Annotated in this window: 18 protein-coding genes and 2 riboswitches; of the genes, 2 read left to right on the top strand and 16 right to left on the bottom strand. The window is 55.8% G+C overall.

The window, feature by feature from the left end; all coding sequences use genetic code 11:
* Positions 1–28: 28 nt before the first annotated feature.
* From atzF to FHS18_RS11010, 7 genes are all read right to left on the bottom strand, one after another.
* Positions 29–1783, bottom strand: a complete 1755-nt coding sequence (gene atzF / locus FHS18_RS10980) for an allophanate hydrolase (RefSeq protein WP_183599968.1) — start codon at positions 1781–1783, stop codon at positions 29–31.
* Complete coding sequence (gene uca / locus FHS18_RS10985) at positions 1780–5421, bottom strand: urea carboxylase (RefSeq protein WP_183599970.1); 3642 nt, start codon at positions 5419–5421, stop codon at positions 1780–1782. The genes atzF and uca overlap by 4 nt, the downstream gene beginning before the upstream one ends.
* Before the next feature lie 40 nt (positions 5422–5461).
* Positions 5462–6112: an urea amidolyase associated protein UAAP2 gene (locus FHS18_RS10990; protein WP_183599972.1), complete on the bottom strand. Its 651-nt coding sequence runs from the start codon at positions 6110–6112 to the stop codon at positions 5462–5464.
* A gap of 15 nt (positions 6113–6127) precedes the next feature.
* Positions 6128–6835, bottom strand: a complete 708-nt coding sequence (locus tag FHS18_RS10995) for an urea amidolyase associated protein UAAP1 (protein WP_183599974.1) — start codon at positions 6833–6835, stop codon at positions 6128–6130.
* A 50-nt stretch (positions 6836–6885) separates the two neighbouring features.
* Positions 6886–7022, bottom strand: a riboswitch (guanidine-I (ykkC/yxkD leader).
* Between the two features lie 113 nt (positions 7023–7135).
* Positions 7136–8479 (bottom strand): APC family permease, encoded by a 1344-nt coding sequence (locus FHS18_RS11000; protein ID WP_183599976.1) that lies wholly within the window; start codon positions 8477–8479, stop codon positions 7136–7138.
* Positions 8480–8566: 87 nt separating this feature from the next.
* A riboswitch (guanidine-I (ykkC/yxkD leader) is annotated at positions 8567–8671 on the bottom strand.
* A gap of 225 nt (positions 8672–8896) precedes the next feature.
* Positions 8897–9388, bottom strand: a complete 492-nt coding sequence (locus FHS18_RS11005) for an effector binding domain-containing protein (RefSeq protein ID WP_183599978.1) — start codon at positions 9386–9388, stop codon at positions 8897–8899.
* Between the two features lie 14 nt (positions 9389–9402).
* Positions 9403–9873, bottom strand: coding sequence for an NUDIX domain-containing protein (locus tag FHS18_RS11010; RefSeq protein ID WP_183599980.1), 471 nt, complete (start codon positions 9871–9873; stop codon positions 9403–9405).
* A 124-nt stretch (positions 9874–9997) separates the two neighbouring features.
* Here FHS18_RS11010 and FHS18_RS11015 point away from each other — a divergent pair, with 124 nt between their 5' ends.
* On the top strand, positions 9998–11155 hold the full coding sequence (locus FHS18_RS11015) for a serine hydrolase domain-containing protein (RefSeq protein WP_183599982.1): 1158 nt from the start codon (positions 9998–10000) through the stop codon (positions 11153–11155).
* Positions 11156–11195: 40 nt separating this feature from the next.
* On the opposite strand, the gene FHS18_RS11020 is transcribed toward FHS18_RS11015, so the two are convergent.
* The 4 genes from FHS18_RS11020 to zwf form a co-directional block, all read right to left on the bottom strand.
* The gene (locus FHS18_RS11020) at positions 11196–11723 is read right to left on the bottom strand and encodes a DinB family protein (protein ID WP_183599984.1); all 528 of its coding nucleotides are present in this window, start codon (positions 11721–11723) and stop codon (positions 11196–11198) included.
* Positions 11724–11884: 161 nt separating this feature from the next.
* A complete protein-coding gene (gene fsa / locus FHS18_RS11025; RefSeq protein ID WP_183599986.1) occupies positions 11885–12556 on the bottom strand; it encodes a fructose-6-phosphate aldolase in 672 nt (223 codons plus the stop codon).
* Positions 12557–12592: 36 nt separating this feature from the next.
* Entirely contained in the window at positions 12593–14581 is a 1989-nt protein-coding gene (tkt, locus tag FHS18_RS11030; protein WP_183600380.1) for a transketolase, read from the bottom strand.
* Entirely contained in the window at positions 14565–16091 is a 1527-nt protein-coding gene (gene zwf / locus FHS18_RS11035) for a glucose-6-phosphate dehydrogenase (RefSeq protein WP_183600381.1), read from the bottom strand. Before zwf ends, tkt begins: the two co-directional genes overlap by 17 nt.
* A 220-nt stretch (positions 16092–16311) precedes the next feature.
* On the opposite strand from zwf, the gene FHS18_RS11040 reads away from it, so the two are divergent.
* Complete coding sequence (locus tag FHS18_RS11040; protein WP_183599988.1) at positions 16312–17190, top strand: LysR family transcriptional regulator; 879 nt, start codon at positions 16312–16314, stop codon at positions 17188–17190.
* A gap of 119 nt (positions 17191–17309) precedes the next feature.
* Here the strand turns inward: FHS18_RS11040 and FHS18_RS11045 are convergent, their stop codons facing one another.
* From FHS18_RS11045 to FHS18_RS11065, 5 genes are all read right to left on the bottom strand, one after another.
* Complete coding sequence (locus tag FHS18_RS11045) at positions 17310–18443, bottom strand: copper amine oxidase N-terminal domain-containing protein (RefSeq protein ID WP_183599990.1); 1134 nt, start codon at positions 18441–18443, stop codon at positions 17310–17312.
* Positions 18444–18671: 228 nt separating this feature from the next.
* Positions 18672–19370, bottom strand: a complete 699-nt coding sequence (locus FHS18_RS11050) for a CTP synthase C-terminal region-related (seleno)protein (protein WP_183599992.1) — start codon at positions 19368–19370, stop codon at positions 18672–18674.
* A 1-nt stretch (position 19371) separates the two neighbouring features.
* Positions 19372–20094 (bottom strand): IMP cyclohydrolase, encoded by a 723-nt coding sequence (locus tag FHS18_RS11055; RefSeq protein ID WP_183599994.1) that lies wholly within the window; start codon positions 20092–20094, stop codon positions 19372–19374.
* A gap of 159 nt (positions 20095–20253) precedes the next feature.
* Positions 20254–21777 carry a sulfatase family protein gene (locus FHS18_RS11060; RefSeq protein WP_183599996.1) on the bottom strand — a complete coding sequence of 508 codons (1524 nt, stop codon included), beginning with the start codon at positions 21775–21777 and terminating at the stop codon, positions 20254–20256.
* Positions 21778–21798: 21 nt separating this feature from the next.
* Positions 21799–24096 (bottom strand): helix-turn-helix domain-containing protein, encoded by a 2298-nt coding sequence (locus FHS18_RS11065; RefSeq protein WP_183599998.1) that lies wholly within the window; start codon positions 24094–24096, stop codon positions 21799–21801.
* Positions 24097–24139 lie beyond the last annotated feature (43 nt).

The raw sequence follows: 24139 nt of genomic DNA on the forward strand, positions 1-24139 counted from the left end.
CAGTTAGCCGCAAGTGGTGGATAACGCTTTATCGAACCGCGCCAGCTGCCGCCACGCTCGCTCGCCAACCGCCGAACGAAGTAATATCTTCGGCCGATTCGGCTGCGTAGCCTTCGCAGATGAAGCCCGGCACAACGCTGCCATCGATCAACTCCACTTTGCCCATGCCCAGCGGCGCCGGGATCAGAGAAGCAAAGGATCCGAATCGTTCAAGCGGCATCTCCCACACTTCGACCGCGATAGACGCGCCTCCGGAAGCGCATTTGATCATGCCCGGTTTAGCCGGTTCCGTCGGCAGCTTGATCAGCTTGTAACTCGGAGCGCTCGCATCCTCACGGATAAACGTTGCTTCATGCGACTTCATCTGCGCCTCGAGCGGGAAGCCCCGCATATGCAAGCCGCACACCGCGACAAGGGTTGTCGGCCTCGACTGCACGGCTTTGTAACGTTCGGCAGCCTCTACAATCAACCCCTCTGAGCCTGCTAACGCGAACAAGGTAATACCGAATGGCACGTTCGTATCAACTTCACCGGATGGAATCGCAACGGCGCACAGATCGAGCAGATTGCAATGATTCGTGTACAATCCCATCGCGCGATTCGCGGCGATCGGCTCCTCGCGCACCTGATCGCGCGTCCACGTGCCGCCTGCCGTCGGCATGATCAGCACGCCATCTTGCAGCAATTGGCGTGCTTGCAGTTTATATCCTTGAAGCTTGTGCATCGCCTGGAATACGGCGGCGGCATGGTGAACCGGTGCTGCGCCGGAACGCAGAATCTGCTCCGTCACCGGGAATGCGCTGCCCGGATGCGACTCGACGAATTCGCCGAACTCCGCCCATCGTTCCGCGACCCACGGCCCTTCGTAGAGCAGGGACGCGGCCGCCGCGAACAACTCCGTTTCGATATAAGTTACCGGGATTCCCAGCTGCTTCGCATAGCCCTGCGCCTTCTCCCACGCCAGTCGGTATCCGTCCGCGAACGGGCCATAGAATTCAAGCGGCTCCTGCGGCAAATAGATCTTCGAAGGCAGTCGCGACTCGTTCCGGTACGGAATATCGCGCGACCAAGGGTCGCTAAGATCAACGCCGCGAACCGCTTGATCCACAGCCTGAACTTCTGCCATTTCACTTGCGAATACCGTTACGCAATCCAGGCTTTCGCATGCAGGCACGACGCCCTTCACCGGCCAAGCGCCAAGGCTAGCCTTCCACCCGACCAGATTGTTGAGCGCTGCCGGCACACGGCCCGAGCCGGCCGTATCCGTGCCGAGCGCAAACGTTGCTTGCCCGCGGGCAACGGCAACCGCTGATCCCGAACTGGAACCGCCGCTGATTAGCTCCGGACGCAGTGCGTTATGCGTCTCCCCATAGGGACTTCTTGTGCCGACAAGCCCGGTCGCGAACTGGTCCAGATTCGTTTTGCCGACCGGAATCGCGCCTGCTTCGATCAAACGCCGCACCGCTGTCGCATGCTCCGACGGCGAGTAAGCATAATCCGGACAGCCTGATGTAGTAGGCAGACCCGCTACATCGATATTGTCTTTCACCGCGAATGGAATGCCCCATAACGGAGCAACCGCTGGATCGAGTGTCAGAAGACGAGACAGATAAGGGCGTATCTGCTCCAGCTGCGGCGGCGCGATCCATATATTCATGGCCGCGTCCGCTTCCGCTCGGCGGATAATTTCTTCTATCACTTGTTCCGGCGTCAATGCGCCTTCGGCATACTGACCCGTAAGCCAATCGATGGTCAGCTTGGTCGGGAAGTTAGGCGTGCTCATACGGCGGTCAGCTCCTTTTCCGTCGTTTTGGCAATTCCGATAATCAATTGTCCCGCGTTGACGGCATCTCCCGGCGTTACATGGACGGAATGGATAATTCCGTCGAACGGCGCATTTTGCGAGAACTCCATCTTCATCGATTCGACGATGATAAGCGTCTCGCCCTTCTTGATCCGGTCGCCTGGCGACACCAACACCTTCCAGATACTTCCCGGCATGGAGCAACGAATGGCATCGATCTCGGACGGCAGCTCTTCATCGCTCGCCGCTTTGCCGGATTCCTGCTCGGAAACGTATTCGGCAAGGCCAAGGCGCTTCCATTCTTCACGCTCCTCATGGAACGCTTGTTGCTGCCGGCTGCGGAACTCATCGGCGCTTTCTTCGATCGACTCCAAGAATCGCAAGTATTCGCCAAGATCGAAGGTCGTCTCCGTAATGTCGGCCTCGTAACGTCCGCGCAGGAAATCTTCGCGCATGACGAGCAGTTCTTCGGCGCTTACCGGATAGAATTGAATTTGGTCGAAGAACCGCAGCAGCCATGGCTTGCCGGCCGCGAAGCTTGCGGTCGAGCGCAATTTGTTCCACATCTGAATCGTTCGGCCGACGAATTGATAGCCTCCCGGCCCTTCCATGCCGTACACGCACATGTAGGCGCCGCCGATGCCGACCGCATTCTCAGGAGTCCACGTCCGGGCCGGATTGTATTTGGTCGTCACGAGGCGATGGCGCGGATCGATCGGCGTCGCGAGCGGCGCGCCCAAGTATACGTCGCCGAGTCCAAGCACCAGATAACTCGCATCGAACACAATCCGCTGAACATCGTCAATGCTATCGAGTCCATTGACGCGGCGGATAAACTCCAGATTGCTCGGGCACCATGGCGCATCCGGACGCACATTCTGCTGATAACGTTCGATCGCAAGTTGCGTCGCCGGATCATCCCAGGAGAGCGGCAGACGCACGATCCGGGACGGAACTTGAATCGATTCGAGCGGCGGCAGGCTGGCATCGAGTTCAAGCAGCAGCTTCGCTGCCTGCTTCACCGTGATTAACTTCGGATCGATATGCACTTGTACCGAACGAACGCCCGGCGTCAAATCTTGTATCGGAATGACGCTGCTGGAACGTATCGCTTCGATCAGCGCATGCACCTGGAAGCGGAGCAAGAGATCCAGCTCCAGGGAGCCGTACTCCACGAGCAAATTCTGATCGCCGCTGCACCGGATCGTAATCGGGAAATTGCGGTTCCCCGATTCGCTGTGCAAGACTGGATAATCCGGAGTAAGCTGCGCATTTGCGTTCGGGACGATAACCGGCTTCGGCAGATCTTGTCGTTCGCCTTGACCGACAACTTCAAGCCAAGCTTCTTGTTCGCTCCTCAGCGCTTCCGCCTGCTCAAGCGTGAGCAGCTTGAAATTCACCTTGTCCCCGGGATGCAGCTGACCGAGCTTCCAGAACTCCGCGGATGCTGTCGTCACCGGGCATACGAAGCCGCCTAGACTCGGACCGTCCGGACCGAGCAGAATCGGCATATCGCCAGTCAAGTCGAGCGTCCCTACGGCATAAGCGTTATCGTGAATGTTGGAAGGATGCAGCCCTGCTTCGCCGCCGTCTTCGCGCGCCCATAGCGGTGCCGGACCGATGAGACGAACCCCCGTACGGGAGCTGTTGAAATGCACCTCGAAAGTCGTTGATGCCAGTTCCTGCAAGTATTGCGGCTGAAGGAATTCGCCCGTGCAATGCGGACCCGGGATAACGCCGATCTCCCATTCGCGCCGGAAGCCGGGGCGATCGTCCGCTGCGAGTCCAGTCAATTGAACAGGTGCCTCGCTCGGCTTAACGCCCAGCACATCGCCAGGGCGAAGCGCCCGGCCGCCATGTCCGCCGAAGCCGCCCAGCGTGAAGGTAGCCGCGCTGCCCAGCGTCAGCGGCATATCGAATCCGCCGGCAATAAGCAGATACGTGCGCAGACCTTCCGCCGCTTCTCCGAACGAGAGCACTTGACCACGCTCCGCCAGCATCGGCTGATACAGGGCCACCGGCTCACCGTCAAGATCCGGCTTCATGTCCGCGCCGGTGACGCAGAACCACATGCTGTCGCGGAATTTGTAGGCGCCGCCCCGCAGCGTAAGCTCCAGACCGCTCGCATCATCGGGATTGCCGAGCAGCTTGTTGCCGGTACGGAATGCAAGCGGGTCCATCGGTCCGCAAGGCGGCACGCCAACGTCCCAATACCCGACGCGGCCCGGCCAATCCTGAACCGTCGTCTGCACGCCGCTGTCGATGACTTCAAGCGCCGATTCGGCAGGCGAGAAGTCATTCAGCATCCGGGTATAGACGTCTCCATTGTGGAAAGCCGGCTCTTGCAGAAGCGCCTGCACATATTGAAGATTCGTCGTGAGGCCATAGAAGCGCGTGTTCGCGAGCGCCTCCTTCAGCTTCCCGATCGCTTCTTCGCGGGTCTCGCCGTGCACGATGACTTTGGCCAGCATCGGATCGTATAGCGTCGTGACTGTAAGGCCATCCCGCACCCAAGTCTCGTTCCTCGCCTGATCGGACAGTTGAACGCGGTCGATCTGGCCGGCGCTCGGACGGAATTGCATCAGGCAATCCTCCGCATAGACGCGGGCCTGAATGCTGTGGCCTTGAGGCGCCTTGACAAGCGAATCCAGATCGCGCAGTTCGTCGCTCGCTTCACGGACCATCCATTCGACCAGATCGATGCCCAGCACCTCTTCCGTCACGCCATGTTCCACCTGAAGACGCGTATTCACCTCTAGGAAGTAGAAGGCCTGGCTGTCCGGATCGTACAGAAATTCGACGGTGCCCGCGCTGCGGTAACCTGCCTCCGCAGCCAGCCGTTTGGCGCTGGCCAGCATCTCAGCACGAACCTCCGCAGGGAAGCTCGGCGCCGGACTTTCTTCGACGACCTTCTGATTGCGGCGCTGAACCGAGCAATCCCGCTCTCCGAGCGCGATGACTTCGCCGAACTTGTTGCCGAAGATTTGAACCTCGACATGACGCGCTTTGGCAATGTATTTCTCGAGGAACACGCCGCCGTTCTTGAAGTTCGCCTCGGCCAAATGCCGCACGCTGTCGAACGCCGCGCGCAAAGTTTCTTCATCGTCGCATACCCGCATCCCGATGCCCCCGCCGCCTGCGGTACTCTTCAAGATGACGGGATAACCGATCTCGGCTGCATGGGCGGCAGCTTCATCAAGTTCCGTGATGAGCGGCGTTCCGGGCAGAAGCGGCACCTGAGCACGCATCGCCAGTTCGCGAGCGGAATGCTTCAGGCCGAATGCCTCCATCTGCTCGGGAGCGGGTCCGATGAAGGCAATGCCGCTCGCTTGGCAGGCTCTCGCGAATTCGGCGTTCTCGCTCAGGAAGCCATATCCGGGATGGATCGCTTCGACGCCAAGCTCACGGGCGATGCTGAGAATCCGCTCTCCGTCTAGATAGCTCTCCTTGGCCGGTCCTTCGCCGATCAGCACCGCTTCATCCGCCAGATCCACATGAAGACTGTCTTGATCCGCTTTGGTATAGACCGCAACCGACGCAATCCCCAGTTTGCGCAAGGTACGTTCGATTCGGACGGCAATGGCGCCCCGGTTGGCAATTAGCACTTTCTTAAACATGGCGATCTCCCCTTCTCTATCCCGTGGTTCGTATGATGAATTAGCGATTCCAGATCAAGACGCGCACCGGCGTCGGATTGTAGGCGTTGCACGGATTGTTCAACTGCGGACAGTTGCTGATCAGCGCGGTCGTGCGGCCATGCGACTGCAGCTCAACGTATGCGCCCGGCGAAGATACGCCGTCATCGAATTTCAATCCGCCTTCCGGCGTAACCGGAACATTCATGAAGAAGTTAATGTTCGGAGCCAGATCGCGCTTGCCGTAGGCTCCGCCCCGCTGCGCTAATTGCAGCATGAAAGTATCCCGGCAATTGTGCATATGCAGCTTCTCGTGCGCATAGCGGACCGTGTTGCTCTGCGCCGAGCAGGAGCCGCCGAGCGTATCATGCCGGCCGCAAGTGTCGGCTACGATCGTAAGCAGCTCTTTGCCGGATTCGGCCAGCAGCACCGACCCTGTCGTCAAATAGATATTGCCTTGCCCGGCCACCGTCGCCGCTGCGGAGTAATGATCTTCCGGATGGTCGGCATCGTAGAATAACGTATCGGCCGCCTGATTGCCCTCCAGATCGACAATGCGGAGCACTTGGCCCGGCTCAAGATCATGCATCCAACCGTCACCGGCCAGGATGATCGCGTCATAGATCGCGTCCTCCGGCTTGCGGCTGCTTTCGACTCGATTGAAATCACTCATCGTTATTCCTCCTCATTAGATCAGTGCGTAGTAGCTCCATGTATTCTCGAACGCTCGGCGGTTCTCCGGGCGATGGTTCAGACAGATATCCTGTTCGTCGACAGGCTCGGCTTGCAGCACTTCGATGCGGACGGGGACCGAAGGATAATCGGTACGCGGATCAAGCGGATTCGGCGTATTGGAGAGCACGAGCAGCACATCCATCTCGGTGCGGACCGTAACCGTCGCCCCAGCCGGGCAATGATCCTGAGCGTAATGCATCGTTCCGTTCTCTTCGCAGAAGACTTTGGCGAACAAATTGACGTTCGGCATCATATCCCGCAGGCTTAATCCGTTACGCGTCAGCTCGACGGCAAAATTCTCTTGGCCGCTCCGCAGCCATTCGTTGCGCAGCTCCTGGTAGGTCGTGTTTCCGTACTTCGCATCGGTTAGCTTACGCGACGTATAGCCGCTGATCGTATCGTGCCAGCCAAGGTCATCCTGCACGATGCTGGCCAGGACGCGGCCATTGTCGCTCATAAGCGTGTGGCCGGTGGTCAGATGCGACGTGTACTGCGCTTTCAGCGAATCCGGCATATTGTAGCGCTCGGTCAAGTCCAGCGCATTGTACAGCATCAGCGATACATTGGCCCCCGCTTCCAGTGCGGTGAATCGCAGCAATTTCCCTCGGCTGATCCGACCGGACCATTTGCCCCCTGCGCCAATAACGGTATTCCAGATCATCTTTCATCCCCATCCCTTCCAGGTAATAAAAAAAAAGCCGTGGGAGTGTAATCTCCCAGGCTTTTATCCTTCCGTGTCTATGGACGGCCGCTGCCGCTCGCTGCAAGCAGAGTCCTCATCCATACGCCGTCTCTTGGACCAGGCTTGATTCAGGCAAGGAATCAACGGAACCCTAGACAGCATTGTCGTTCTTGACGCATCTTTCGAGCAAGAACCTTGATTCAATTGTCAGATTTTCTAACATTTCATTCAGTATAAGTTTATTCCCACATGATGTCAATATACTTAACAAATGATTTTTTATTCCGGTTCGATCGCTCTTGCCGATCCCTCGAACAGATTCGCCCCGCCTTGCAGCGCCTTGGACACCTTCGTGCGGAACAGGTAATAAGCAAGGCCGGCCGCCAACCAGATGCAGCCTAGCAGCAAGGCGCTGGTGTCCATCAGCGTGATGAGCCACACGATGAACGAAGCGCCGATCAGCGGGAAGATCAGGAACTGGAACGTTTGTTTGAACGACCGCTGTCTGCGCTTGATGTAACATTCCGCGATGACGGACAGATTCACGAAAGCAAAGGCGGTCAGCGCGCCGAAGCTGACGAATTTCACCGCCATATCCAGGCTGATCACTAAAGCAAGCAGCGAGATAATACTGACCAATACGATATTGTTCACCGGCGTGCGGTACTTCGGATGAAGCGAGCCGAAGAATCGCTTCGGCAAGATCGAATCGCGGCCCAGTACGTAGAGCAGACGCGAGACGCTCGTAACCGAGGTCAATCCTTGCGTGAATATTGCAAAAATAAGGACGGTCGTGAAGATCGCGCCTAACGTTGCGCCTCCCGCCATTTTCATCAGCTCAAAGCCTGCCGAATCCAGGTTAACGAACACAAGCGACGGATACGTGATTTGAATGAGGTAGGACGTCACCACGTACAGGATGCTGGCGATCAGGATAATCAGCATAATCGCACGGGGAATCGTTTTCTTCGCGTTGATCGTCTCCTCCGATAAGGTGGATACCGTATCGAAACCAAGGAAAGAGAAGCAGATGATCGAAGCGCCGGCAAGTATCGTCGGGAGTCCGACGCCCATATTCGTGAATGGCTGCACGATCCCTTCGAAGCCGGAGAAGCCTCTGACCAAATACGTACAGAACAGCGCGATGAAGATAATTTGGAAAAGCACGAAGAATTTGCTCAAGCTCGCGGAGAATTTGATGCCTGCAATATTGACGACCGCCAGCACGATGTTCAGCAGGATGATCCAGACATAGGCGGGAACGGACGGGAATTGGGCATTCAGATAAATGCCGAACGTCAGGCATGCGATGATCGGCGAGAACAGATAATCGAGCAGAATCGCCCATCCGACCGTAAATCCGGGGATCGGATGCATGGAGCGTTTGACATACGTGTAGGAAGAACCGGATCCCGGGAATATCTTGGCCATTACGCTGTAGCTGTAAGCCGTGAAGAAAATCGCGACGACCGACAGCGAATAGGCCTCGGTAATCATCCCTTGCGAAGCGTCGTAAGCTATGCCGAATACCGAGAAATAGATCATTGGCGTCATCCAGGCTAAACCTAGCGCGACCACCTGTACTAGCGTTAACGACTGGCGAAGCGTTACCTCTTGTTTCATCCCCATACTCTCCTCCCTCTCTCTAACAAGCGGCTTTTTATGGAATGTCGACAAAAAAATAAAAGCCGCGGGAAGATATGTAACATATCCTCCCGGGCTTTTATCCCTCCGTGGACACGGCCGCTTGACCGTGCGTCTTCTCTCGGACCTGACCGGCATCAATGATGCTGCGGAACCCTAGAAAACAATGATTATGCAGTTGGTATGTGAAGCTTTCTCGCAAGCGTGTGAACTGGTTAAATATTCATGTTAGTTAATATAACATATAATTCAAAGATTGCAAGAGGTCATTTCGATTTTTCTAAAAAATGATGTTCCATAACCTGACATGAGGAATCGTGCCGGGTTTTCTGGAGAAAAAAAAACACACCTGCTTGCTAGGCAGGTGCGTTCATGGGCGGTCAGATACAAGCCTTGTTACACGGAATCTTGCAACGGAAGCGAATACCGCGCAAATCCTTCCGCATCGTAGCGATAACGTTCGCAAATGACATACGGCCGATCTTGCCCCTCTGTGCGAATGCCATGCTCGCTTAAGTAAGCATCGATGACCCGGCTCGCAGCGTCGAAATCACCTTCCATGCTGGCAGCCGCTACGCAGTGTTGGGGCGGGAGCGTGATTCGCACGAACCACTCCGGCACTTGGTCAAAGGTCGACACTTCCACGCATAGCAAATAGGCGTGTGAAGCGGGAAGTTCTTGTCCGGCCGCCTGCGGCCAGACTCCGTAATGAATACGGGGATGTATGATCTGCGTGAGATGGTCGTGCAGGTCAAGCAAGCTTCGCTTGGCAAGTTCGAATTTCGCTCCCATTTGGTCCAGACCGATACATGGTATTCCGATCAACTTGAGCTCCCCATGTTCGATAAGCCGCGGCTCAAGATCCGGCAGTGCATAAATATTCGTCATCGTTCTGCCCCCCTTCATGCGAACTCGATCAGCTTCCGCTCAATCTCAGCAATCGGCCCGATATCCGATTCCCGACACCACAACATCACCTGTTCCGCTTCGTCATTGGCTTCGAATTCGCGCCAATCCATCAGTTCCCCTGCGAACAATGCGCCGTATTCCGTCCACTGCGGACCATGAAAGCTTGGCTGCAGGTCGAATTTCATTAGCCCTTTGAACACGACGTTAGCTGCCGATTGATTCGTCTCTTCCTGAAGCTCGCGCATGATGCAGTCACGTGCCGTCTCCCCCTGCTCGATCAAACCGCCAGGAAGCTCCCAATTCCGCCTCCACTTGTTAAACAACAGCAACACCTTATCTCCTTGCCGGACAACGGTCAAGGCATGCGTGAGCGGCGACTCGAGCGTCATCGTCTCTAATGCAGATTCTGCCACGACATGGAACGACTCGAACACATTCCCTTTGGCGTCCGTTATGATCGACATTCTAATCCACCTCCTTTATCAGCGAGTAATAATTTAGGATTATGCTAAGTTTGTAACTAGTCTGTTAATGATAAACCTATTATAATTGGAGATGGCAATTTATTCTATATATGGAGGGGAAATCATGTCATTTCGTACGGGTACGCCAGCCGATGCAGGAATGTCTGAGACAAGAATCGCAACGCTGCATCAGCAGGCGGAGAAAATGGTTGAAGCGAATGTTACGTCTGCGCAAGTGTATGTTGCCGCTCGCCGAGGAATCATCGTAGCGCACAAGGCAAGCGGCAGGTTCGGACCGGAGCCGGAAGCCCCGCCGCTGACCACGGAAGCACTGTTCCCGCTCTGCTCGATTACCAAAGTCATTACGGCTGCCTGTCTCATGATGTTGGTCGAGCAAGGCGAGGTCGGCCTTAACCGTCCGGTCGTCGACTACATACCGGAATTAAGCGGCGAAGGCGCCCGCGAGATTCGCGTTCACCACTTGCTCACGCATACGTCAGGAATATCGCCCGAAGACCTTTCGGCGCACGTCGATCTTATTCAAGACACCATCCAGCTGCCGCCGCACGCGGCCAATCAAGATCCGGACACGCACCGCTGGCTGTATCTCGGCTATGGCGTTAAGCCGGGCCGCAAACCCGGCGAAGCGATGGCTTACCTCGGATACGGGTACGAGCTGCTGGGCGAGATCATTCGCAGGGTAAGCGGGATCGCGTATCCGGAATACGTAAGACAGCATCTTCTCGAGCCGCTCGGCATGCGGGATACGTACTTCATCGTTCCCGAATCCGAGCGCGAACGTATCGTGCGCCGGGCACCGGAAGACCCTTGTGCGGATTGGATAGAGACCGAAGATTTCCTCCAATCGTACTCCGCATCCGGTGGACTTATCGGAACCGCCATGGACCTGGCCAAATTCGGCCAACTATTCCTCGATAACGGACGTTGGGATGGCCGCCAGTTGCTGAGCCCGGTCTCCATCCGCGAGATGATGCGTAACCATATTCCGGGTGTAAGCGCATTCTATCGCGATGAAGTGTTCCCTGAAGCTTCGTGGGGACTTGGTTGGGGCGTTAACGGCAACAAACGAGATGGCGGCGATCTCTTCTCTCCGGCAGCCGTCTCGCACTGGGGAGCTGCAGGCGTGTTCATCGCAGTAGATCCGGTCTATGAGGTCGTAGCGGTCCATTTTACGGTCGAGAAGGACCTGCGGAAGCCGTTCAAGAACATGTACACCGACTATTTCAACAATACCGTCTTGGCGGCGATTACGGACATTTAAGCACCTATATTTTGAAACCGCAGCCCCTATAGGACTTTGCTCATGACCTTGTATCCGATCGATCCCGACAGCTTAATCTTTGCTCCAATTCGGCCTTCTGGCGCAGGTGGTGGCGGGAATGCATCTCGATCATCGCAAACCATTCCTGCGCATTAAGCCACCCGAATCCATCATGCTTCACTTTGCAATTCGGATTGATCGTACTCATTTTCACTTCCCATTCGGACATTTCTCCATTCAATCGATCCAATTCTTGCACGAGCTCGTCGATGGTTCGTTCATTGCTGGGATGGTTCGACGGACCGTCCGGCAACTTGATTCTAATCGGCGGGAAAGCGCCGTTCTTGAATAACTGTTCACCGGCTGCTGTCTTGCCTTCCGGCTGTTCGGCGCTGGCAGAGGCGCATCGCTGCGCTTGTTCCAAATAATCCAGCGCCGTCAGAATGAGATGATCATACAGCTGGCCAAGCGACCAGACGCCTTTCTCGTCGATATAACGCAATTGATCTGGCGTATAACGCCCAAGATCCGCTTTGTACTGCTCAATGATACTCCGACTATGCAGCATGTTGCCTCCTTTTATTTTCCAGTTGGTATCTTCGTTCAGCTTACCACAATCGTTCAAGTCTCATTTCTTCAATCTTGCTAAAAGTGGCCGATATAGAAAAGACCGAACCAGCGGATGCTGATTCGGTCTTTTCATTAAAGCCTTATCGTTGACTCGGTCGATTAAACGAGTTGCGTCGTTTTTTTCCAGTCGGCAGCGAACTTCTCCATGCCTTGATCTGTCAGCGGGTGCTTGGAGATCTGGTCGATAACGGAGAATGGTACCGTCGCGATGTGCGCGCCAGCCATAGCTACGCGAGTAACATGGTCCGGGTGGCGTACGGATGCCGCGATGATTTGGGAATCCAGATTGTGAATGCGGAACAGTTCAGCGACTTTCGAGACGAGCAGCACGCCGTCTTCGGAGATATCGTCCAAACGGCCGAGGAATGGCGAAACGTACGTTGCGCCTGCACGCGCAGCCAGCAGCGCTTGGTTCACGGTGAAGATGAGCGTTACGTTTGTTTTGACGCCTTTTTTCGTCAGGTAGCGGCAAGCTTCCAGACCTGCCAGCGTCATTGGCAGTTTGATCGTGATGTTCTTGTCGTTATTGTTGATTTTGATCAATTCGTTCGCTTGCGCGATCATTTCTTCCGCAGTCAGCGCGTCCGGCGTTACTTCAGCCGATACGGATTCCACTTCAGGTACGGCTTTCAAAATTTCTTCGATGCGGTCTTCGAATTTAACGCCCTCTTTGGCAACGAGGGACGGGTTTGTCGTTACGCCGGACAGAACGCCGATTTTGTAAGCTTTTTTGATGTCTTCCAGGTTCGCTGTGTCGATGAAGAATTTCATGATTCAATTACCTCCAAATTTTGATGTTTATATAAACTACTTAAGTAGTTCCTTAACCAAGCCTACCACATTTTTCTCCGTGAAGCCAAAATATTCCATGACTTCGCCGCCAGGGCCGGATGCGCCGAACGTGTCGATCGACAGCACTTTGCCCTGAGGACCTGCGTAACGCTCCCAGCCAAGCGAGATGCCCGCTTCGATAGTCACGCGTTTCGTTACAGACGATGGCAGGATGCTCTCTTGATATTCTGCGGATTGACGATTGAACAATTCACGGCTCGGCATCGCGACGACGCGCACGGATAGATTGTCCTTCTCGAGCTCTTCCTTCGCGCTTACGGCAAGCGATACTTCGGAGCCGGTTCCGATAAGGATAACATCAGGCGTGCCGTTCGTCTCCGTCAGTACATAGGCGCCTTTAGCGATATCGGCGACGTTCGCTTTGGTCGACTCGTAGATCGGCAGGTTCTGTCTGCTCAGAATGAGCGCGACCGGACCATCGTTCTGTTGCAGCGCATAAGCCCATGCGCTTGCCGTCTCGTTCGCATCGGTCGGACGGATGACCGTCAGGCCTGGAATCGTACGCAGCGCCGCCAGATGCTCGACTGGCTCATGCGTAGGGCCGTCTTCGCCTACTGCGATCGAATCGTGCGTGAATACGTAAGTAACCGGCAGCTTTTGCAGCGCCGCCAGACGAATCGACGGACGCAGGTAGTCGCTGAAGACGAAGAACGTGCTGACGAAAGGCTTCACGCCGCCATGCAGCGCAAGTCCGTTGCCCGCAGCGCCCATCGCATGCTCACGAACGCCGAAATAGATGTTGCGTCCTGCGTACGAATCGATTGCGAACGTCTGCTCGCCGCTAATGTCCGTCATCGTGGAATGCGACAGGTCCGCGCTTCCGCCGAAGATGGATGGGACAAGCTTCACGAAATGATTGATCGCCTGGCCGCTAGCGACGCGGGTCGATAATGTCTTCGCCGAGTCGAAGGTCAGCACGTCTTCAGCCGCGATCGAAACGCTGCCGTCGATAATCTGCGCGAACTCTTGGCCGAGCGCCGGATGCGCCGCTTCGTAGGAAGCTACGAGGTTCTTCCAAGCTTCTTCCTTAACCGCGCCCTGCTCCTTCAATTGTGCAAAATGCGCCCGAACCTCTGCCGGAACGGTAAACTCGTCTTCGTAGTTCCAGCCATAAACAGCTTTGGTCGCCTTCGCTTCTTCCTTGCCGAGCGGGGCTCCGTGCGCTTTGTTCGTGCCGGCTACCTTACTGCCGTAACCGATGATGGTGCGAATCTCGATCAGCGTCGGCTGCGAATCATGCTGCTTGGCCGCTTCGATCGCTTGCGTGATCGCGGCGATATCGTTGCCGTCCTCGACGCGCAGATAGTGCCAGTTCGCGGATTCCGCACGCTTCTGGATGTTCTCGCCGAACGAGAGGTTCAGATCGCCATCCAAGGAGATATCGTTCGAATCATATAGCACGACCAGCTTGCCGAGTTTCATATGGCCAGCCATCGACATCGCTTCGTAGGAAATCCCTTCCATCAAGCAGCCATCGCCGACAAGCGCATACGTATAGTGGTCGACGACCGGGAAGCCGTCTTGATTGAACTTCGCCGCTAGATGAGCCTCGGCCATCGCCATGCCGACAGCCATTGCAACCCCTTGGCCGAGCGGGCCGGTCGTAGCGTCAACGCCGTCCGTGTGGCCGAATTCAGGATGGCCTGGAGTCAAGCTGTTCAGCTTGCGGAACTGTTTCAGATCGTCGATCGAGACTTGGTATCCGAACAGGTGCAGCAAGCTGTAGAGCAGTGCCGAGCCGTGGCCCGCGGACAGCACGAAGCGGTCGCGGTTGAACCATTTGGCATGGGCGGGATTGTGGCTGAGCTGGTTGGCCCAGAGGGCGTACGCCATAGGCGCAGCCCCCATCGGAAGGCCCGGGTGCCCGGAATTCGCGGCGTTGATCGCATCGATCGACAACGTACGGATCGTATCGATGGCTAGTTGGTCAATGGTTTGTGTGATAGGCATATTGTTCTCCTTCTATGGTTTCTTCTTCCTTCTCGGACAATTCGTCGAACCACCAACGGAAGCCGTCTTCCGCTAACATGGCATGCGCTGCAGCAGGACCTTGCGTACCGGCTTCATAACGATGGAGCGGAACGAGATTCTCTTGGAACGCTTCGAGAATCGGCTGTACCCACTGCCACGCCAACTCGACCTCATCCCAATGGGCGAAGAACGTCGGGTCGCCGTGCATCGCGTCGCGAATCAAGCTCTCATAGGCTTCAGGAGCATTGTCGTTGCCTTCGTAGAAGTCAACACGAATCGGCTTGAACTCGCCTTGCTGCTGCGGATCCCGGGTATTCAACTGCAGGATGATGCCTTCGACCGGATTAATCTCGAAGATCAGCAGATTAGGCGTCTTGCCGGTATGGGACACGGCGGACGATTGCATCGCCGGTTCTTTGAATTCGATGACGATGCGCGTCGCTTTCTCGCTCATTCTCTTGCCGGTGCGAATGTAGAACGGTACGCCGCGCCAGAAGAAGTCGTCGATTTTCAACCTTGCCGCGATGAACGTATCGTTCATCGAATCCGGCCCGATGCCCGGCTCCGAAGTATAGCCGGCAACCGGCTTGCCCTGAAGCGTCCCCGCCGTATATTGGCCGCGGACGACATGGGCATGAACGTCTTGCTTGGACAGCGGTTCGAGCGCTTCCATCACCTTTTTCTTCTTGTAGCGGACGGTGTCGGAATTGCTGCCGTAAGGCAGGTTGCTCGCCAGCATCATCAAGAGCTGCAGCATATGGTTCTGGAACATGTCTCTTACAGCGCCCACATGATCGTAGTAGCCGGCTCTCGCTTCCACGCCGACCGTCTCGCTTGCGGTGATCTGCACATTGGCGATATGGCGATTGCTCCACAGCGCCTGCAGCACCGGGTTGGACTGGTACAATACCTCTAACTTCTGCACCATCGGCTTGCCCAGATAATGGTCGATACGGTAAATCTCATGTTCCTCGAAAGCACGGCTGAGTTTCTCGTTCAGTTCACGCGCCGATTGCAGATCGTGCCCGAACGGCTTCTCGATCACAAGGCGCTTCCAGCCGTTCGCCGACCCGAGCCCGCTTGCCTGGATGTTGTCCGCGATCGTCTCGAAGTACTCCGGACCGACCGACAAGTAGAACATGCGGTTCGGCGTCAAATCGAGCGCCTGCTCCCGCTGTTCGATCATGCGGAGCAGCTTCTCGTAGTCCTCCTTGCATCCGATGTCCAGAACGCTGTACCGGAACGCGCGAAGGAATTCGTTCAACTTCGCCGCATCTGCCGGCTGACGTCTGGAGAACTGCCGAAGCGATGCCTCCACGTTCGCACGGAACACCTCATCCGATAATTCGCGTCTTCCAAGGCCGACCAAGGAAAACGCCGCAGGCAGTTTTTCTTCGAGGAACAAATTGTACAAGGCCGGATATATTTTTCTCTTGGCCAGATCCCCTGTAGCGCCGAACAATACAAAAGTAGTCGGTTCCACCACCTATCCATCTCCTTCCAATAGATATGACAATTGGTTTCTTTTTCTAGTCATACTTGAATGAACAAGTTTTGCATTTATCAATCAATTCGGATCATTCGGAATGAAACTTGAACCGCCATCCGTCTCGGTGCTGGCCGTTTCATCTTGAATCCACTATAATACGAATATCATCTATACAAGTAATTAATATATTTTACAGGAGCTATAGACCACGTCTATGACCAACAATTACGAACTATACAAAGTCTTCTATTGGGCCGCCAAAACAGGGAGCCTAACCCAAGCGGCCAAAGCGCTGTATCTCACGCAACCTAGCGTCAGCCATGCGATCAAACAGTTGGAGGAAAGCTTCGGACTTACGTTGTTCTATCGCAATGCCAAAGGAGTCTCCTTGACCAAAGACGGCGCCGTGCTCTACTCCTACATCGAGCAATCGCAGACGCTGATCCAGCTCGCCGAGGAGAAGATGGCCTCGCTTAAGAATCTGGACAGCGGCGAGCTTCGGATCGGCGGCAGCGATTCCCTGTTCAAGCACTATGTGTTGCCTTATCTGGAGGAGTATCATTACCGCTACCCGAATATCAAGCTCCATCTTAACCACGGCACCACGCCGGAAGTCATTTCCTTCCTTAAGGAAGGCCGCATCGATATGGGCGTCGTCCGGATGCCGATCGTCGACTCCCAGCTGGAGGTACGCGAGAGCATTCAACTGCAAGACTGCTTCGTAGCCGGTGCAAGGTTCGCTGAGCTGAAGGATGTCACGCTTACGCTCGAGATGTTGCTGCAGTATCCGACTATCCTCTTCTCGCGTAATAGCCGGGCACGGATGGCGATCTCGGAGCTGTTCCACAGCTACGGTTACCAGATTAAGCCCGAGATCGAAGTAGGCAGCGTCGATCTGCTCATCGAGTTCGCTCGGAAAGGGCTCGGAATCTCGTACGTGACGAGAGAATTCGTGACCAAAGAGCTGGAGGAAGGTTCGCTCTTCGAGATCAAGCTGGACGTTCAACTCCCGCCAGCGTTCGTCGGTATCATGACCATGCGCAACGTTCCGCTCTCCAGCAGCGCCGCCAAGTTCATTGAACTGATGCAATAGCGAACCCCTGCCGCATGAGCAGTCACGCATTTCTACAAAAAAAGCTTCTCGTCGAATGGCCTTCAGCCATTTCGCTCGAGAAGCTTTTTGTTTTAGTGAAACCCTTTTCGCTAGGACGCTTACGCCTGATCCCCCGTCGTTACGAGCACCGCACGCTGCTTCGCATCCCAGACGATCGAGAGCGCGAAGACTTCCTTCAGCACGCGGACCGGTACCATTGTCGATCCGTTCAGCGCGCGAGGCGGCGCGGTGAGCGCAACCGTCTTCCCGTCTAATTCGGCGTTCGTTGAGCCGAGCTTAAGCGTCGCCTTTTGCGCGCCGAGTGTCGCGACGGCCGTTTTCGTTTCGCTGTCCCATACGACGTCCCCGCCAATGGAAGTGAAGACGCCTTTAATCGGCGCGTAAACGGTATTGTCGATCACGACCGGCGCCTGGGTAAGGGCAACCTCATGGCCGTCAACGATAAGCGCGATCGGCTGATAAGCTGCGCAGACCGAGTCAATGCCGAATGATGGTAAGGCAAGTCCTTCGCCGGTCAGTTCCGCTCGGGTAGCCGAAATCGATTTAATCGTTGCTTTCTTTTGCGCGCATGCCACCTTGAGCGCCAAGGTCCGTTTGTTCAGCAGCGAAGCTTCTGCTTTCGTACGCGCGCTTTTAATTTGGGTCAGCGCAGTTGCTTTAATGGTCGTGAATTTACTCTTCACGGCAGTTGCGCTGCCGCCGTTGTCCTGATATTGGTCCAACGTTCTGCCGTTCCGGTACACTTCGCCGTAATAGTTATCCATCGCAAGGCCGCTTCGATACACTTGCCCGTAATATTGATCGAGCGGGAACCCGCTGCGGTAGACCTCGCCATAATATTGATCCAGCTCGTGTCCGCTTCTGTACACCTCGCCGTAGTACAAATCCATAGCGAGACCTGAGCGATAAAGCTCGCCATAATAAGCATCCGTCTCATTGCTGCCGTATTGATCCTGCAGAGCGCGGTAATCCGTCTCGATCGTTGCTTTGAGCTCCCGGTAATCCGCCTCCAACAGCGCTTCGAATTGCGTGTAGTCGCTTTTGGCCTTCGCCTCGAACTGCTCGTAGTCGCTCTTCACCTTCGCGTTGGTCTGCTCGTAATCCGCTTTGATTTGGGCGGCTACCTGTGCCGTAGTCGAGGCGGCTTCCGCCGTTGGTGTGAAGCCAACAACTGCCGCAAGGATAGCCGCAAGCAGCGCGCTCTGCTTTTTACCTGAATGTAATCGTGTCAACTTTTTTCCCTCCAGCAAAATAATGGATAAATATGGGTTACGTAACATTTGCCAAGGGAAAGGTTAACAATTTATCAAGCTTCCGTAAATGGGAAAATAAACCTAGTTTGACGATGCTACCAGCGTCTCAGTTATTACATATAATGGCAACCTATATCTTAAGATTCAATACTTCGGTTCCAAACCTCGCCAAAGGTTAAGATGAATTGCCTTATTCATGTGGATGCGTCACTGCCAAGCAGCCTGAACATAGGCCCGAATCAACGGATGAACGACGTTCTTCAGCGCTGAACGTTCGGGTTGAAACAAGGCGCCTACATAAAACGGATGCCCCTCCAGCTCCATCATCCGCGCAACGCCATTCGCATCGTATCCGGTTGTATGGAGACCGTTCGCTTCCAATATAGAGGCATATTCCGCATTCAGCCCATAGTTGCATATCCCGTATTGCTCGGTAATCGTACCGGCCTCATAGATGGCCAGTACCCGCGAACCCGGCTTTAACGTGAACGTATGCGTCCGTTCGCTGACGGAGCAGCTCAGCGGCGTGACGAGCAACACATCCGCTCCGCTATTGATCTCGGCATGATCAGCGCCGTGCAAGTGCGCAACGTTGCGGGCGAATTCGATCATCATATGCTGGAAGCCCCCGCATGTCCCAAGGAACGGAATACGCTGTTCGCGCGCGTAACGAATCCCGTTCAGAGCCCCTTGCATACTGCGGTAGGGACTAGCCGGCACGCACCAGATTGCTGAATAACCGGCTAGCCGATCATGCGCATCCGCACCGTCCAGACTTTCCGTCGGAATCCAGTCCGTCTCTACCTGCACGCCTAGATCATCGGCAGCTAGCGCGAGAGCAATCGGTATCGCCCGATGCGCCACCACATTCACATCGTAATCACCGATTAGTCCAATTCTGATCATCCTACACTACCCTGGCTTCAACGGCTAATTTGTGGCGGAAGGAGAACTGAACGTCACCGCTCTGCACGTCGATGAATTTCACCAGCAAAGCAATCTTGTTCTCCTCGTTAATGTGCTGCCAGTAGTAATCAGCGGTCTCATCCAACGAATTATGCAGCGAAACTTCCAACGGCTCTCCGGCAAAAGGCTTCAAGAGACCGTCTTGTTCCGCGTCGTACGTATGGATGCAGTGTCCCCTACCTGCCATGAACGCCTCGTAATGGAACAACTGCCGCTGACCGATGGACGGTTCGTTATCTCGCGTCTTCAAAATGGATAGCGAGTATGTCTTGTGCTCCGTATCGATGACGGCAGATATGCGCGGCGTGTAATGAGGCGCGTCCGGCTCGAACGTCCGGCTCTGTAACGCCTGCTCGAACGAAAGCCCGTTCTTAAGACCTTCCACGATCGTATTCGTCTGATCGCCGTTAGCAACGATATGGATATGCTCCCATTGGCGGATCGGGTCATAGATAATGAGCGATGGATCTTCCAGCAAACTTGGATCGAAGGCTCGATTCCGGACATCTTGGCCGACCTGTTCGAACACGCGATTGCGGCTATTCGAGCTTCTGCCCATGATCCAATACACTTGTACATAATGGCTCGCATCCGGCGTCATCCCTACAATCAACGTTCTCCCCGGATAAGGCTTCTCGAAGAGCGCGGATTCATTCCGTTTCATCAGCAATCCCCTTCCCCATGACAAAAATGAAAAGGCAAGCGGTTCACCCGCTCACCTTTAATCCGATCTCATGCTGACTACGTGCCCGTCTTCCAAATATTACTACATAATACAAAGCGGGCTGCCGGAAATCAAGCATTTTTTCGAATGAAGCAAGAATCAGTCCCCGCCCGGCCTAAGCGCGTTCGTCCCTTGCTTGTCATAGAAGTTCGGCCCCTTCGCCCAGACGATGGCCAAATGCATCAACAGCTCCGTCTTCATTTGCTCTCGAACCTGCGCGTAGGCTTCCTCATCATACAGATTAATCCATTCGTTCGGATCATCGGTCAACGAATACATCTCGCCTTTCGTATCCCGTACCCGGGTTAACGCTGAACCGACGGCTCCTTCTACGTACAGAATGAGCTTCCACGCTTTGGTCCGCCACATGTAAGCAGGCGAGGAGTGAGGCGCAGTGACGCCCTTGCCGTGAAATTCGCAGAAACTCCCGCCTCGCTGCTCTTCGCCGAACAAATCCAATCCCGGAAGCATCGGATTGGCGGGCAGCCCGGCAGCCTTCGCAAGCGTCGGAATCAGATCGACCAGTTCCGCGGGACGCTCGTCGATCGTACCCCATCGATCCGCAGGCACATAAGTGCCGGACAAGATCATCGGAACCCGCACGCTGCTCTCGTAAAGGCAGTATTTGGTGAAGCGGAATTGCCGTTCGCCAAGCATCTCGCCATGGTCGGACACGAAGACGATGAGTGAATTGGCGAGCGCCCCTTGCTGCTCCAGCTTCGTAAGCACGAGTCCGAAGTAATGGTCGAGCCACGAGCAGTTGGCCCAATAACGCAGCGTCGTTCGCCGGCGTTCCAAGGGAGACATCGCTTGCCAGACGCGTTTCTTCGCCAGATAGGCTTCGCGGCTAGACGCGTTGACGGCATCCGATGCCGCCAGATGCGTATTCTCTTCTTCGGACCACGGCGGCTGAGGGGTGTCCGGAATATCTTCCAGCCGATACAACCGTTCGAATTCGTCCGGCACATTAAATCCGGCGTGCGGCTTCAAGAAGGACAGATACAGAAACAACGGGCGCGACGGATCAAGTCCATGTTCGATAAAGTCCAAGCATTGTTCGGCGACCCATCCGTCCCGGTGATGATTCATCGGAATCCGGCTCGTGGCGCCGATATACCCGTTCGCATTCTCCTCGCCGCCTCCGTAGTCCTTCGTCTCTTCGTGGTAAGCGAGCAGCCGCTCGGGATGCGAGTCGCCCATCATGACCGCGCCGTCCTCGTAATGGCCGCTGTCGCGGGCAAGGCCTACCGCGCGGATCTCGAATCCCCGCGAAGATGGCACTTCCTGCGTCCCGGCGTGATTCCAATGCGTCTTGCCGAATCCCGCCGTCTGGTAGCCTGCCCGCCTGAGCAGCTCCGGGAGCGGTTCGGACGGCAGCTTGCTCTCGTCGGCAAGACCGCCGTAATTCGTCCGAACGCCGATCTGCGACGGATAGTAACCGAACATCATGGAATTGCGGCTCGGCACGCACATCGGGGCTTGGCAAACGGCCTGATTGTAGACGATTCCGGACTCCGCCAGCTTATCGAGCGTCGGGGTATGGATATGGCGGTTGAATTGACCGATGCAATCCCACCGCTGCTGATCGGTCATCAGAAATATAATATTGGGCTGCTTGTGCATCCCTGCCTTCATCTCCATTCTTTATTCGCGGCTGGCTGCCGGCAAATGACCTTCGGGCTGCTGCCGCAGCTCCCGGTATTGACGCGGCGTGATCCCTTCGGACTTCTTGAAGAGGCGATTGAAGTAGCTTGGCTGATAACCGATATGCTCGGCGATCGCGTTCATCTTCATGTCGCTACCAGCGAGCAGCTCCTTCGCCCGCTCCATTCGCAGGCCCGTCAAATAATCGATATAATTGACGCCGAGCACGTCTTTGAATGCACGGCTGAGCGCATAGGTATTCATGCCTGCCTTCTCGGCCAACTCGTCGAGCGACAAGTTCGTGTTATAGTGCTGACGGATGTGCAGCGCAAGCTTCTCGATTGTCTCTTTCTGCTGGCTTTGCTGCTTGACGCCCATGGCGTCGATGAAGGCCGCAATGACATGCTCCTCGAACCAATCCGCCATCTCGCCGGCATGCCGAAGCTTGCTCAGTCCCTCGAACAGATTTGCCCCTTCGAACAATCGAACCGGATTGAGGCCCAGTTGAAGCATCGCGTGCTGAATGCCCCCCAGCAGCTGGAGCATCCCTTGCTGCACCATATGCTCCGTCGCGGCGCTTCCGGACAGCTCCTGTACGAACTTGCGCACCGCCGATGCCGCTTCTTCTTGAAGCCCGCCCCGAATCGCATAGATGACTTCCTTCTCCAGCGCAAAAGGATATTGGAGTTCAAGCGTCCCTGCGGCAGGCTGAGGAGCATGAAGGTCTATCAATTGGCAACGCCGCTCTTCTCTCGGTCTGCGCGTGCGATGCGCTTGCCTTGCTTCCTCGAAGCGCAAAGGTACTTGATCCAGCGTCGCGGCGTTGCGGCTGATCGCAAGCGTGAACGGCATGTCGGCCGGCATCGCTTCATCGAGCCATGCGGCGAGCTGTTCGGCAAGGCGAAGCAACTGTTCGCGTGATTCCTCCGCGCTCAGCGAATCCGGGAGGTGGATCAAGAGCCCGATGGAACGCTCCTGATCATGGAACGCCTCCGCACGGATCAACTGCCAGCCCGCTGCCAATTCCTTCGCAAGATCGAGCGCGGCGTCCGTCAGCAGCCCCGCTTCCCGCTGCTGTTCTTCGCCGCCCGTTAAGCCGCCCGGTTGCCCAAGGTGCAGCACGATAACGGCGCAGCGCTCCCCGATAAACGGCCAGCCCAGCTGCTCGAAGCGGGCGCGAATTTGCTCATTAGTCCAATGCAGCAGCCGGCCTTGCGCGAATTGAAGCAGGAAGCTCTCGCGGATCATCGGCAGTTGCCGGTCCAATCGTTCCCGCAGCGTGCCGCTCTCTTGGGCGAGTTGGCGCCAAGGCACATAGAGCCGCCACGAGGCGAACATGGCCAGCACGAGCGCCAGCGCAAGGCCAACGGCGCTAATGCCGACGATCCATTGCGACAGCGTAATGACCGGTGCGGTTATGGCGCTTAGCGGTACTGCCGACACGAACGTCCACGTGCTGCCAAGCCGCGTGATCTCGCCTTTGTTGACCGAATAAGTGACGCCTTGTTGCTCGAAGACGAATGCGGCCTTCTCCCCTTCGCGCGACGCTACTTCCGAGTAGAGAGCATCCTCCAGATCATTCGTTCCCCCTGGGAGCACCCGGCTTCCATCCTCGGCCAACAGCAGCGCTGCCCCGCTGTCATAAGGAGACAGCGTACGCAGCAAACCAAGCAGTTTCCCCTTGTCCAGCGTAACCATCATGTAACCGGCCGGATTCGAACTTAGCGCAGGCAGCCGGTTGATGAGCACAAGCGTCCCTTGCACGCCCGTTCCGTCCGGAGTCCGGCTGGTCCAGAACATGGAGGGATGCCCATCGATCCAAGATTCGTAAGCGCGCGCGCTGTCCGCGTCTGTCAGGAACGTGTAGCGGTCGGCATTCATAAGCAACGGCCTCGGCGACTTCAAGTACAGCTCGACATGGCCGATCAGCTTATGGAAGCTGTCCGCCACGATCAGTTTCCGGTATAATTCCTGCACCTGCTCATAGCCATGCACGAAATCAAGCGTCTTCAGCTGTTTGTCGAACGCCGGATCGAACGCCCAATGAGCGAAGCTCAGCTCCAGATCGGACAGCTCCTCGTCGATATTATGGACCCGCTGCTCCATTTGGTTCTGATGGACAGACTGAAGCTCACGTTCCATTTTGCCGGTGACCGTACCGTAAATGCCGAAACCGATCGCAAGCCCCGGCAGGCAGGCAACGAGCAGGATAAGCATGAGCTTGTAACGGAAGCCGTAAGGCTTCGCGCCTGTCTCGGCTTTGGACGGAACGCTTCTGTTTAGGAGAGGGGTCAACATATCGAGCATGCACCTGCCTAACTGGTAATATAGTCTGACAGCA

Source organism: Paenibacillus phyllosphaerae (assembly GCF_014192105.1).
Taxonomy (GTDB): Bacteria; Bacillota; Bacilli; order Paenibacillales; family Paenibacillaceae; genus Paenibacillus_Z; species Paenibacillus_Z phyllosphaerae.